The organism is Saccharopolyspora sp. NPDC050642 (assembly GCF_040654735.1).
Classification (GTDB): Bacteria; Actinomycetota; Actinomycetes; order Mycobacteriales; family Pseudonocardiaceae; genus Saccharopolyspora; species Saccharopolyspora elongata.
In genome coordinates, this window is record NZ_JBFAIN010000016.1 from 54386 (window position 1) to 66782 (window position 12397).

Below are 12397 nucleotides of genomic sequence, written 5' to 3' on the forward strand. Positions count from 1 at the left end.
CGTCAGTCCAGGAGCGGGGCCTCGTCGAGGGCCTTGCGCATCGCCGCGATGATCTCCTCCGCCGGGCCCTGCGCCGTGAAACCGGAGGCGAGCCGGTGCCCGCCACCGCCACAGGCCGCCGCCGCGTGGCCGACATCGATGCGGCTGTCCGAGCGCAACGACACCGACCAGTGATCCGGCGCGGTCTCCTTGAGCACCGCGGCGACCTCGGCCTCGCTCGTCGTGCGCACCACGTCGATGACGCTGTCCACGTCCTCGCTGCGCAGCCCGTCGGAATGGGCCAGCCGCACCGTCGCGTGCACGAACCCGAGGCCCTGCGCCGCGGTCGGCTCCAGCCGGGCCTCGCCCAGCACCCCGGACAGCATGTTCATCCAGGCGAACGGATGCGTGTCCAGCAGTGGCCGCGTCGTCGCCTCCGGGTCGACCCCGGCCTCCAGCAGCCGCGCCGCCACGCGGTGCGTCGACGCGCTGGCGTGCCGGAACGACCGGGTGTCGGTGACCAGGCCCGCGTAGAGGCACCGCGCGGTCGGCAGGTCGAGTTCCGCGCCGAGCTCGTCGAGCAGCCGGAGCACGATCATCACCGTCGCCTCGGCGTGCTCGTCGACGAGGTGCAGCGTGCCGTAGCGGGTGTTCGACACGTGGTGATCGATCACGATGACGTCGCCGCCGGCGGCGATCGTCGCCTCGACCCGATCGGCGAGCTTGCCGAGCCGCTGCAGGCTCCCGGTGTCGCAGACGACCAGCACCGGCGGCGCGGCGGGCACCTCATCCGCCGACACCACCAGGTCGTCGCCGTCCAGATCGCGCAGCGAGAACGGCGGCAGGTCCGGCATCCCGAAGGACACCCGGACCGCACAGCCACGCCGCCGCAGCGCCCGGCCCAGCGCCAGCGCGCTGCCGAGCGCGTCCGCATCCGGGTTGATGTGCGCGAACAACGTCACGTCCGAGGCCTCGGACAGCTTGCGAGCGGCCTCGGCTACGGCTTGCTCGACCGGATCGACGGTGACCGGTTGGCCGCCGCCGGTGCGGCCGCTATCGGGTTGCCCGCGCACAGGTTCACCTCCACGACATCGGTGGCCGTTCCGGCCGCCGATGTCCAACGCACCTGATGCTGAGCTGCGACTCAACCACTCTGTGGCCCACGACGCACATCGGCGTCGGAAAACGACCCCTCGTCGGCACCGTCGGTGGCGAACTCGTCATCGTCGGTGCTGGCTCGGTACGGATCGGCGTCGCCGGCCGGCGACGCTCCGGAGGCCAACCGGGCGACCTCCTCGTCGGCCTCCTTGGCCTTGGCGAGCAGTTCCTCCATCCGCCGCGCGTTGTCCGGCACGGTGTCCGCGACGAAGGTCAGCGTCGGGGTGAACCGGACGCCGGTCTGCTGCCCGACCCGGGACCGCAGCACCCCGGTCGCGCTCGCCAGCGCGGCCGCGGTGGAGGCGTGGTCGGCGTCGTCGCCGAACACGGTGTAGTAGACAGTGGCATCCCGCAGATCGGGGGTGACCCGCGCGTCGGTGACCGTCACCATCGCCAGCCGCGGGTCCTTCACCTCGTGCTCCAGCCCGGATGCCACGATCTGGGCGATGCGCTTGGCGAGTTTGCGGGCGCGCGCCGTATCAGCCACGGCGCACCTCCTTCGGGGAAAGTTCAGTTCGTCTGAAAAGCGGCGCTAGCCGCTTGCGTGTGGGACTCGACTCGCGCCGCCGCGGGTTCTCGCGCAGAACGACCACGAAGAGCTCCTAGTCCTCCGGCCCGAGCATGCGCTGGCGGGCGGAGAGCAGTTCCAGTTCGGGGCGTGCGGCGACCAGCCGCTCGCACGCTTCCAGCACTTCGCGCACGTGCGCGGCGTCGCCGGAGACGGCCGCGACGCCCAACAGCGCGCGGCGGTGCAAGTCCTGGTTCCCGGCCTCGGCGACGGCAACCTCGAAGCGCCGCCGCAACTCGGCCACCACGGGCCGCACGACAGCGCGCTTCTGCTTCAGGGAGTGGACGTCGCCGAGGAGGACGTCCAGTTCGAGTACACCGACGTACATGGGTGTTCCTCACCGCGGGGGCGAACCGGCACGCAGGGGGCCGTCGAGTGACGACCCCCTGCGCAGCACCGGCTCAGTCGCGCGGCTTCTCGCGCATCTCGTAGGGCTCGATGACGTCGCCGACCTTGATGTCGTTGTACGACCCCAGGGTCAGACCGCACTCGAAGCCCTCGCGGACCTCGGTGGCGTCGTCCTTGAACCGCTTCAGCGAGTTGATGCTGAGGTTCTCGGCGACGACCACGTTGTCCCGCAGCAGGCGCGCCTTGGCGTTGCGCTTGATGATGCCTTCGGTGACCATGCAGCCCGCGATGGTGCCGATCCGGGAGGACTTGAAGACCTCGCGGATCTCGGCCCGGCCCAGCTCGACTTCCTCGTACTCGGGCTTGAGCATGCCCTTGAGGGCCTGCTCGATGTCCTCGATCGCCCGGTAGATCACCGAGTAGTACCGGATCTCCACGCCCTCGCGGTTGGCGACCTCGGCCGCCTTGCCCTCGGCCCGGACGTTGAAGCCCAGGACGATGGTGTTCTCCGCGGTGGCGAGGTTGATGTCCGACTCGTTGATGCCACCGACGCCGCGGTGGATCACCCGGAGCTCGACCTCGTCGCCGACCTCGATCTTCATCAGGGACTCTTCGAGCGCCTCGACGGTACCCGAGTTGTCACCCTTGATGATCAGGTTGAGCTGGTTGGTCTCCTTGAGCACCTTGTCCAGGTCCTCGAGGCTGACGCGCTTGCGCTTGGCCGCGTTCTGCGCCTCGCGGATGCGGGCCCCGCGGCGGTCGGCGATCTGCCGGGCGACCCGGTCCTCGTCGACCACCAGGAAGGTGTCGCCCGCGCCCGGCACCGACGTGAAACCGATGACCTGCACCGGCCGCGACGGCAGCGCCTCGGGGACGTCCTCGTCGTTCTCGTTGATCATCCGGCGGACGCGACCGTAGGCGTCGCCGGCCACCACCGAGTCACCGACCCGCAGCGTGCCTCGCTGCACCAGCACCGTGGCCACCGGACCGCGACCGCGGTCCAGGTGGGCCTCGATCGCCACGCCCTGGGCGGGCATGTGCGGGTTGGCCCGCAGGTCCAGCGCCGCGTCCGCGGTGAGCAGGATCGCCTCGAGCAGGTTGTCGATGTTGGTGCCCTGCTTCGCCGAGATGTCGACGAACATGGTGTCGCCGCCGTACTCCTCGGCGACGAGGTTGTACTCGGTGAGCTGCTGGCGGATCTTCGCCGGGTTCGCACCCTCGACGTCGATCTTGTTCACCGCGACCACGATCGGCACACCGGCCGCCTGGGCGTGGTTGATCGCCTCCACCGTCTGCGGCATGACGCCGTCGTCGGCGGCCACCACCAGCACTGCGATGTCGGTCGACTTGGCACCACGAGCACGCATGGCGGTGAACGCCTCGTGACCCGGGGTGTCGATGAACGTGATCGGCCGCTCGTTGCCTTCCAGCTCGGTGAGGACCTGGTAGGCACCGATGTGCTGGGTGATGCCACCGGCCTCGCCGGCCTGCACGTTCGTCTTCCGGATGGTGTCCAGCAGTCGCGTCTTACCGTGGTCGACGTGACCCATGACGGTCACCACCGGCGGCCGCGCCGCCAGCTCGTCCTCGGAGCTGCCCGGGTCGCCGTAGCTGATGTCGAACGACTGCAGCAGCTCCCGGTCCTCGTCCTCCGGACTGACCATCTCGACCTTGTAGTTCATCTCCTGGCCGAGGAGCTCCAGCACCTCGTCGGAGACGGACTGGGTCGCGGTGACCATCTCACCGAGGTGGAACATCGCCTGCACCAGCGAGGCCGGGTTGGCGTTGATCTTCTCGGCGAAGTCGGTCAGCGAAGCACCGCGACGCAGGCGAAGGGTCTCGCCGTTGCCGCGCGGGAGGCGGACGCCGCCGACCGACGGCGCCTGCATGTTCTCCATGTACTCCTGGCGCTTCTGCCGCTTCGACTTGCGACCGCGCTTCGCGGGCCCGCCGGGACGACCGAACGCACCGGCAGCACCGCCGCGACCACCGGGACCGCCCGGACGGCCACCGCCGCCGGGACGACCGCGGAAGCCACCGCCGGCCGGGGCACCGCTCGGGGCACCGCCGCCACCGCCACCGCGGAAGCCGCCGCCGCCCCCACCGGGACGACCGCCGCCACCACCGGGACGGCCACCGCCGCCACCCGGACCGCCACGGCCACCGCCGCCACCGCGGCCACCGCCGGGACCGCCACCGCTGCGCGGCGGACGGGGCGGCATCATGCCGGGGTTCGGACGCGGCGGCATCATGCCCGGGTTCGGGCGCGAGCCACCTTCACCGCGCGGGGCGTTGCCCGCGGCCGGGGCCGTGCCGGCACCCTGACCGCCGCCCTGCCGCTGGCCACCGGGACCGCCGTGCTGGCGGCCGGGACCCTGCCCGCCGCCCTGACGGCCGCCCGGGCCCGGCCGCGGCGGCCGCTGCTGCGGCGCTCCGCTGCCGACGCCGAACGGGTTGTTGCCGACGCGCGGCTGCCGCGGGCCCGGCTTGGGCGCCTTCGGGCGCGGCGGAACCACGCCGGCGTCGCCGTCGCCACCCTGCTTCGGGCTGGGCTTCGGACCCGGCTTGGGGCCGGGCGCCGGACGCGACTCGGCCGCCTTGGCGGCCGGTGCCTGCTCGGCCGGCTTGACGACCTCCGGCTCGGGCTTGGGGGTCGGCTTCGGACCCGGCTTGGGGCCGGGCTTGGGACGCTCACCGACCGGCGCCTCGGGGCGCGGGCCGGGCTTGGGTCCAGGCTTCGGCGCCGCCGCATCGGCGCGGGACGGCCTGGGCTCTGCCGGAGCGGGCTTGCCTCCGCCGGCGTCGCTCTTCCTCGACGCCGAGGGCTTGGCGAGTGCGTCGCGAAGCCTGCGGGCCACCGGGGCTTCCACGGTGGACGACGCGGACTTCACGTACTCGCCCTGCTCGGCGAGCTTGTTCAGAACTTCCTTGCTGGTAACACCGAGCTCTTTGGCGAGCTCATGTACGCGGGCCTTGCCTGCCACTGCTCTCCTCATCTGGGTGAGGCCGGGCGGCAGTCCCGCTCGACCTCGTCCTATCGCCGATGCGCGTTCATGGCTTCAGCTTCACGGCTGATTCATGACGGGTCGACCTGCTTTCCTTCAGTTGCCTGGCGCGGGACGGATCCCGCGTCGGTCACGTCTTGAGCCGCCTGCTGCGGTTGCCCGGCACTCAGGTGGGCCTGCACGGCCGAGGTGTCCAGGACTCCCGGCGCACGGAGTGCACGCGGAAAGGCCCGGCGCCGCTCGGCCAGACGAAGGCACGCCGGATCGGGGTGCAGCCAAGCGCCCCGGCCCGGTTGCCGACGTCGTGGATCGGGTACAGCGACGGGACCCGCCCGACCGACCTCAGCCACCACACGCAGCAGCTCAGAGGATGACGTCCGGGCACGACACCCCACGCAGGTACGAACCGGCTCACGGCTTTCGCCGCGCTCACCGGACACCCGTGTGCGGATTGTCGCTCCCCTCGCGTCGAACCTCCTCTAATTCTAACCCGACGACGTTACTCGGCCGAACCCACGGTCGGCAGTCCCTCCACCGCGGGGTCCAGACCGGACGCCTGCGCCGGGGGTTGCGCCGCCGGAGTGGCCGACGCACCCGGGTCGGCATCGCTGCGGATGTCGATCCGCCAGCCGGTGAGCCGAGCCGCGAGCCGGGCGTTCTGGCCTTCCTTGCCGATCGCCAGCGAGAGCTGGAAGTCCGGCACGACCACCCGCGCGGTCTTGGTGCGTTCGTCGACGACCTCCACCGAGACTACCTTGGCCGGCGACAGGGCGTTGCCGACGAAGGTCGCCGGGTCGTCCGAGTAGTCGATGATGTCGATCTTCTCGCCGCCGAGCTCGCTCATCACGTTGCGCACCCGCGAGCCCATCGGCCCGATGCAGGCGCCCTTGGCGTTGACGCCGCTGACGGTCGAGCGCACCGCGATCTTGGAGCGGTGCCCGGCCTCCCGCGCCACCGCGGGGATTTCCACGGTGCCGTCGGCGATCTCCGGGACCTCCAGCGCGAACAGCCGCCGCACCAGGTTCGGGTGGGTGCGGGACAGCGTGATCTGCGGTCCGCGCGCGCTCCGGGACACCCCGACGACGTAGCACTTGATCCGGGTGCCGTGCTCGTAGTTCTCGCTGGGCACCTGCTCGGCGGCGGGGATCACGCCCTCGCTGTCGCCGACCGACACGATGACCATGCCGCGCGAGTTGGCGCGCGCGTCGCGCTGGATGACACCGCCGAGGATCTCGCCCTCCTTGGCGGAGAACTCGCCGAAGGTGCGCTCGTGCTCGGCGTCGCGCAACCGCTGCAGGATGACCTGCCGCGCGGTCGTCGCCGCGATGCGCCCGAACCCCTCCGGGGTGTCGTCCCATTCCTCCTGCACGCTGCCGTCGGCCGCCAGGGTGTGCGCGAGGACCCGCACGACACCGGTCTTGCGGTCCACCTCCACCCGCGCGTGCGGCTGGTGCCCCTCGGTGTGGCGGTATGCGGTGAGCAGTGCCGATTCGATCGCTTCCAGGACCGTCTCGAACGGGATGTCCTTGTCGCGTTCGATCGCCCGCAGCGCCGCGATGTCGACGTTCACCTCGACTCCTCCGTGTCTTCCCGGTCGTCCCCCTCTTGGGAAACGCCGCTCGCAGCCCGCTCCAGCTTGACCAAATCCTCCGCCGGTGGCTGCTGGAACTCCACCTCGACCACCGCGCGTTCGACATCACGGTAGGCCACCCGACGCAGTTCGTCGGCGACCAGCACCGTGACTCCTTCATCATCGGCCGCCCCGACCCGCGCCACCAACTTCTCGCCGTCGGCGAACCGGATCTTGACCAGCCGGTAGCGGGCGCGACGCCAGTGCCGCGCGCGGGTCAGCGGCCGGTCCACGCCCGGCGAGGTGACCTCGAGCGTGTAGGAGCCGGCCAGGACGTGCTCGTGCGCGTCCAGCACCTCCGACACCGCGCGGCTGACGTCGGAGATCTCGTCGAGCCCGACGCCGTCGTCGGAGTCGATGACGACCTTGATCAGCCGGCGGCGGCCGGCCTGCTGCACGTCGAACTCCTCGAGGTCGAAGCCCGATCTAGCCACGGCCTCGGCTACGACGGGCTCCAGCTGCGCGGTGATCGCACCGCGCGGCGGGCTGGACACGTTGGCACTCCCTAAATTCCGATCGGGGTCTGGGGCAGACCTGGAAACATCGCGGCACGGGGTCTCGCGGCCGGGCCGGCCGGCGGGACGTTCACGACCAGTGCTGTCCGTGCCGGCCGCGGTCGCCCAGGGTATCGCGTCCACCCGCACCCGAGCGCGGCGTGGGACCCCAACGATCGGCGGATCGTACCGATCACCGGGGGCGATGCCCGGGCGTCCGCCCGGGTGATCGCCTGGCAGGATAGGCCGACGTGGAATCCCCTTCGCGAGCCAGGTCGCTGCTGGGGCGGCGGAGCGCGCTGCGGTTGTTCGCGGCCGTTCCGGTCGCCGCCGCGCTGACCGCGGCGTGCAGCTCGGCACCCGAGGAGCCCGACCCGCTGGTGGCGCTGGCGGCCGCGGCGAAGTCCGACGCCCAGCTGGCGAAGGCGATCGCGCAGGCGCATTCGGGCCTGGCCGACGCCGCCGGCGAGATCGCCTCGGCGCGTTCCGAGCACGCCGCCGCGTTGCAGCGCGAGGTCGACCGGGTCAATCCGCGCGATCCCGAAGACCCGCCGTCGGTGCCCGATCCGGCGCCGCAGCAGGCCCCGTCCTCGGCGAGCACGGCGGCGAAGGCGCTGCGCGATGCGCTGACCGGCGCGCAGGACAGGGCGGCCCAGCTGGTGCCCGGGGTGGAGCCCTACCGCGCCGGGCTGCTGGGATCGGTCGCGGCGAGCTGCGCGAGCCTGCGGGAGGTGCTCGGATGACGGAGCTTTCGGACGAGGCGGGAAACGCGCTGCGCAGCGCGTTGAGCGCGGAGCACGCGGCGGTGTGGGTGTACGGGCTGGCGAGCGCGTTCGCGAGCGAATCCCGCGTGCGCAGCGCGATCGGCGACGCGATGGAGCAGCACCGGAGGCTGCGCGACACCGCGGAGCGGGTGATCCGCGACGCGCAGCAGACGCCGTCGGCGGCTCAGCCGGCGTACGACGTCGGGGAGTCGGTGAGCGACCAGAAAGCCGCGATCGGGCTGCTGGTCAAGACGGAGAACGACTGCGAGACCGGCTGGCGTTCGGTGCTGGAGAACACCGAGGACGCCGCGCTGCGCGGCATCGCGCTCGACGGCCTGACCACCGCTGCCGTCCGGGCCACCCGGTGGCGGCTCACCGTCGGCACGCAGCCGGCCGCGAAGCCCTTCCCCGGTCAGCCCTGACTCCGGCGGTCAGCGCGGGGTCTGCTCCTGCGGCCAGCCGAGCTTCAGCGCTTCCTTGGTGACGTCGAGCAGCACCGGGTCCTTGTGCGGCGTGTTCTTGTCGAAGTAGGCCGAGTCGCCGATCACCACCAGCCGGTCCTGGCGGCCCGAGGCGTAGGCGTCGTCGTCGAGCGCCGGCATGCCCTTGGTGCCGTCCCGCCCGTCGTCGACCAGGTCCCGGATGTTGCCCGTGCCGTCCTTGGTGGTCAGGTCGTTGAGCTGCTGCGCGGTGGCCGCGTCCGGCATCAGGACCGTGACCAGCGAGGTCAGCACCCGGGTGCCGTCGGGCAGCTTGGTGCTGTAGAGCGCCCGCGTGAGGTGCGTGCACTCCTGCTTCTGGAAGAAGCTCTTGATCTTGGCCGTGGAGACGTTCTGGCAGCCCTGGAACGCTTCCTCGCGGTGGATCGGGACGAACTCGTAGCGCGGCACCTCCGCAGGCGGCGGCGCGGCCTCTTCATCGGTGTCCGGCTTGATCATCAGCCAGATCAGCCCGGACAACACGGAGATCGCGACGAGCCCGAGCCCGCGCAGCAGCCAGCCGGTCGGCGTGACGCGACGCGGTTGCGGCTCCGGCTGCGCCACCGGGGCCTGCCAGCTCGTCGGTTGCTGCTGCGCCTGCGGCGGCGGCACCGGCGGCGGCTGCTGCGCCGGCGGCGGCTGGTCGCGGCGGGGCGGTGGGGCGAACGCCGGCCGAGTGGCCTCGTCCGGCGGCGGCACCGATGCGCGATCCGGTCTGATAAGCGAGTTGTCGCGCCGCAGCGGCGTGGTTTCGCGCTGCGTGTTGGCTTGTGCTCCCGTCATCTCTTCGGGCACACCTCGTCGGTCCGGCACGAGCACCAACCGTAGCGGGCGCTGATTACAAGTCGGACACCCCGGATGGTCATCGCAGCGCACGCACCGCGCGCTCGACATCGGCGGAGGTGTTGTAGAGGTGGAATGACAGGCGTGCCCGGCCCGCTCGCGCCGCGCAGGTGATCCCGGCCGCCGTGAGCTTCGACACGGCGTCCGGCGCCCGCACCGAGACGATCGCGGATCCGGCGGCGGGCAGGCCCAGCGCCGCGCTGAACTCGTCGGCCAGCCCGGTGCAGTGCGCGGCGACCGCGGCCATGTCGAGCCCGGCCAGCCAGCGCATCGCCACCGCCGCCCCGACCTGCGCGAACCACGTCGGCGAGAGGTCGAGCGAGCGGGCGCCGCCGGCCAGCCGCAGCGGCAGGCCGTAGGTGGTGCTCCACGGGTCCTGCCCGGCATACCAGTTCGCGCTGTTCGGCACGACCTCGGGCGCATCCGGGTGCACCGCCAGCCAGGCGGCGCCGCGCGGTGACAGCAGCCACTTGTAGGCGGCGCCGACGACCCAGTCGGCCCAGTCGAGCCGCACCGGCAGCCAGCCCAGCGCCTGCGTGACATCGATGAGCACCCGCGTCGAACCAGCGGCGGCGCTCCGCCGGAGGCCGTCGAGGTCGACGATCCGGCCGTCGCTGGACTGCACCGCGCTGACCGCCACCAGGTCGTGGCCCGCGGCGTGCTCCGCGATCTCGTCCAACGGCACCTCGGTGACCCGCACGTCCGGTTGCGCGGCGAACGGAAAGACGACGCTGGTGAACTCGTTCTCGGCGACCAGCACGCGAGCGCCCGCCGGCAGGCTCGCCGCGACCAGGCCGACGAGTTGGGAGGCGGTGGCCCCGATCGCCACCCGCTCCGCGGTGGTGCCGACCAGCGCCGCGAACGACGCCCGCGCGTCGGCCACCGCCGGCTCGAAGTCCTCGGGCAGGTCGCGGCCGCTCCCCCAGCGCGCCACCGACTCCGCGACCGCGCGGGCCGCGTCGGCGGTCGGGATGCCGATGCTCGCGGTGTTGAGATAGCCGTCCGGGACGTCGAACCGCGCACCGAATGCCTCACGCATGGCGGCATCCTCGCACCGGCCGGGCCGGTTCCGGTACCGCTGCTTACGGTTGAACCATGCACAGCGAGGAAATCGAGGTCCGGACCGGCTCCGTGGAAGTCGTCTACGACCTGGGCGCGGAGTGCGAGCGGTTCCTGCGTTCGGCCCGGGCCCGCGACGGCCTGCTCAACGTCTGGGTGCCGCACGCGACCGCCGGGCTGGCGATCATCGAGACCGGCGCGGGCAGCGACGACGACCTGCTCGCCGCGCTTCGGGACCTGCTGCCCGCCGACGACCGCTGGCGGCACCGCCACGGCTCGCGGGGCCACGGCCGGGACCACGTGCTGCCCGCGTTCGTCCCGCCGTACGCGTCGATCCCGGTGCTGGGCGGGGAGATGGCGCTGGGGACCTGGCAGTCGGTGTGCCTGGTGGACACCAATGTGGACAATCCGGTCCGCCGGGTCCGCCTGAGCTTCCTGCCCGGCTGATCCCGGCCGCGATTCCACTGAGCCTTTTCATCCTGGAGCGGCGGTGACTGCGGCGCCCGATCTGCCGTGACCGCGCACGCTGCCGCCAACCCCGCAACCGGCACCGCTGCGGGCTCTCAGACGCTTCTTGGTGAGGACGGTCCCTCCGCCGCGTATTGGAGCAGTCCAGGAAGCGTCCGAGGTTCCGCTACCCGCACCGCCACCCAGAACGAGGCTGGAAGAATCTCAATGGAATCGGCGGTTCGATTCCAATGGCATTGCGGACGAGGCAACTTCGAGCCGGGATCTTGCGCGGGGCGTGGTCGCGCGAGCACTCTTTGCGACCGTGACGACAACAGCTGGGGGAACTCGCCGCCTGGCCCGCGTGGTGTCCGCGGGCGTGGTCGGGACCACCGTCGAGTTCTACGACTTCTTCCTGTACGGGGCGGCCGCGGCCACCGTGTTCGGCCCGGTCTTCTTCCCGCATTCCGACGGACTGCTCGGCGTGCTGCTGGCGCTGGTCACCTATGCCGTCGGGTTCGCCGCCCGGCCGCTGGGCGGCCTGGTGTTCGGGCACTTCGGCGACCGGGTCGGCCGCAAGCGGCTGCTGGTGATCAGCCTGATCCTGATGGGCTCCGCATCGGTGCTGATCGGCGTGCTGCCGGGCTACCAGCAGATCGGGATCGCGGCGCCGCTGCTGCTGACGCTGCTGCGGCTGGTGCAGGGCTTCGCGCTCGGCGGCGAGTTCGGCGGCGCGGTACTGCTGGTGGCCGAGCACGGACCGCGCGAGCGGCGCGGCTTCTGGACCTCGTGGCCGCAGACCGGCGGGCCGCTGGGCAACCTGCTCGCCACGGGCGCCCTGGCCGCGATGGCGGCAGCGACGACCGGCGCGCAGTACTCGGCGTGGGGCTGGCGGATCCCGTTCCTGGCGTCGATCGTGCTGGTCGTCATCGGGCTGTGGGTGCGGCTGCGGGTGGCCGAGTCGCCGCTGTTCCAGGCCGTCGCCGAGGAGAGCCGCGAGGAGCGGGCGCCGGTGCTCGAAGCGCTGGCCCAGTACCCGCGGGCGGTGTTCGCGGTGTTCGCGGCGCGCGTGGGCGAGAACGCCGCGTTCTACGTGTTCACCATCTTCCTGCTGGTCTACGCGGGCAACATCGGGCTTCCCACCGCGATCACGACCACCGCGGTGGCCGTCGGTTCTCTCGTGCAGGCGTTGTCGATGCTCGCCGGCGGGGCGCTGTCCGACCGGCTCGGCCGCCGCCCGGTGGCGATCACCGCCGCCATCGGTTGTGCATTGTGGACGGTGATCTTCTTCCCGCTGGTGGGCAGCCACGATCCGGTGCTGGTGTTCCTGGCGGTCGCGGTCGGGCTGCTGCTGCACGGCATGCTGACCGGCGCGCAATCCGCCTTCTACGCCGAACTCTTCGGCACCTCGGTGCGGTATTCCGGGGTGTCGCTGGGATATCAGGCCGCCACGGTGGTCGCTGGCGCCGCCGCACCGCTGATCGGCGCGGCGCTGCTGCGGGCGACGCATTCGGCGATGCCGGTGGCGATCATGCTGATCTGCTGCCTGGCGCTGACGGTGCTGGGCATGTCGATCGTCACCGAGACCGCCCGCCGCGAGCTGGCCGCCTGAGCCCGCGGCCG

13 protein-coding genes are annotated in these 12397 nt (G+C 72.0%); 4 read left to right on the forward strand and 9 right to left on the reverse strand.

All coding sequences use genetic code 11. The features are described 5' to 3' along the window. Positions 1 to 2 precede the first annotated feature (2 nt). From AB0H93_RS23995 to rimP, 7 genes are all read right to left on the reverse strand, one after another. Positions 3 to 959: a DHH family phosphoesterase gene (locus AB0H93_RS23995; protein ID WP_358575444.1), complete on the reverse strand. Its 957-nt coding sequence runs from the start codon at positions 957 to 959 to the stop codon at positions 3 to 5. 164 nt (positions 960 to 1123) lie between these two features. Continuing rightward, complete coding sequence (rbfA, locus tag AB0H93_RS24000; RefSeq protein WP_358575309.1) at positions 1124 to 1624, reverse strand: 30S ribosome-binding factor RbfA; 501 nt, start codon at positions 1622 to 1624, stop codon at positions 1124 to 1126. Between the two features lie 115 nt (positions 1625 to 1739). After that, a complete protein-coding gene (locus AB0H93_RS24005; protein ID WP_132487374.1) occupies positions 1740 to 2033 on the reverse strand; it encodes a DUF503 domain-containing protein in 294 nt (97 codons plus the stop codon). Positions 2034 to 2106: 73 nt separating this feature from the next. Continuing rightward, positions 2107 to 5037, reverse strand: a complete 2931-nt coding sequence (infB, locus tag AB0H93_RS24010) for a translation initiation factor IF-2 (RefSeq protein ID WP_358575310.1) — start codon at positions 5035 to 5037, stop codon at positions 2107 to 2109. Between the two features lie 92 nt (positions 5038 to 5129). Further along, positions 5130 to 5498 (reverse strand): YlxR family protein, encoded by a 369-nt coding sequence (locus tag AB0H93_RS24015; protein WP_358575311.1) that lies wholly within the window; start codon positions 5496 to 5498, stop codon positions 5130 to 5132. Positions 5499 to 5557: 59 nt separating this feature from the next. Then, positions 5558 to 6628: a transcription termination factor NusA gene (gene nusA / locus AB0H93_RS24020; protein WP_132487368.1), complete on the reverse strand. Its 1071-nt coding sequence runs from the start codon at positions 6626 to 6628 to the stop codon at positions 5558 to 5560. Beyond that, on the reverse strand, positions 6625 to 7182 hold the full coding sequence (rimP, locus tag AB0H93_RS24025; protein WP_358575313.1) for a ribosome maturation factor RimP: 558 nt from the start codon (positions 7180 to 7182) through the stop codon (positions 6625 to 6627). The genes nusA and rimP overlap by 4 nt, the downstream gene beginning before the upstream one ends. A gap of 251 nt (positions 7183 to 7433) precedes the next feature. On the opposite strand from rimP, the gene AB0H93_RS24030 reads away from it, so the two are divergent. Together AB0H93_RS24030 and AB0H93_RS24035 are read left to right on the forward strand one after the other, a co-directional pair. Then, positions 7434 to 7925: a hypothetical protein gene (locus tag AB0H93_RS24030; protein WP_358575315.1), complete on the forward strand. Its 492-nt coding sequence runs from the start codon at positions 7434 to 7436 to the stop codon at positions 7923 to 7925. After that, the gene (locus AB0H93_RS24035; RefSeq protein ID WP_358575316.1) at positions 7922 to 8368 is read left to right on the forward strand and encodes a ferritin-like domain-containing protein; all 447 of its coding nucleotides are present in this window, start codon (positions 7922 to 7924) and stop codon (positions 8366 to 8368) included. Before AB0H93_RS24030 ends, AB0H93_RS24035 begins: the two co-directional genes overlap by 4 nt. 9 nt (positions 8369 to 8377) lie before the next feature. Here the strand turns inward: AB0H93_RS24035 and AB0H93_RS24040 are convergent, their stop codons facing one another. Together AB0H93_RS24040 and AB0H93_RS24045 are read right to left on the reverse strand one after the other, a co-directional pair. After that, positions 8378 to 9208, reverse strand: a complete 831-nt coding sequence (locus AB0H93_RS24040) for a hypothetical protein (protein WP_358575318.1) — start codon at positions 9206 to 9208, stop codon at positions 8378 to 8380. Positions 9209 to 9287: 79 nt separating this feature from the next. After that, complete coding sequence (locus tag AB0H93_RS24045; RefSeq protein ID WP_358575319.1) at positions 9288 to 10307, reverse strand: aminotransferase class V-fold PLP-dependent enzyme; 1020 nt, start codon at positions 10305 to 10307, stop codon at positions 9288 to 9290. 56 nt (positions 10308 to 10363) lie between these two features. Between AB0H93_RS24045 and AB0H93_RS24050 the strand changes: the two genes are divergently transcribed. Beyond that, on the forward strand, positions 10364 to 10774 hold the full coding sequence (locus AB0H93_RS24050; RefSeq protein ID WP_132487358.1) for a YjbQ family protein: 411 nt from the start codon (positions 10364 to 10366) through the stop codon (positions 10772 to 10774). A gap of 325 nt (positions 10775 to 11099) precedes the next feature. Then, positions 11100 to 12386: an MFS transporter gene (locus AB0H93_RS24055; protein ID WP_358575321.1), complete on the forward strand. Its 1287-nt coding sequence runs from the start codon at positions 11100 to 11102 to the stop codon at positions 12384 to 12386. Positions 12387 to 12397 lie beyond the last annotated feature (11 nt).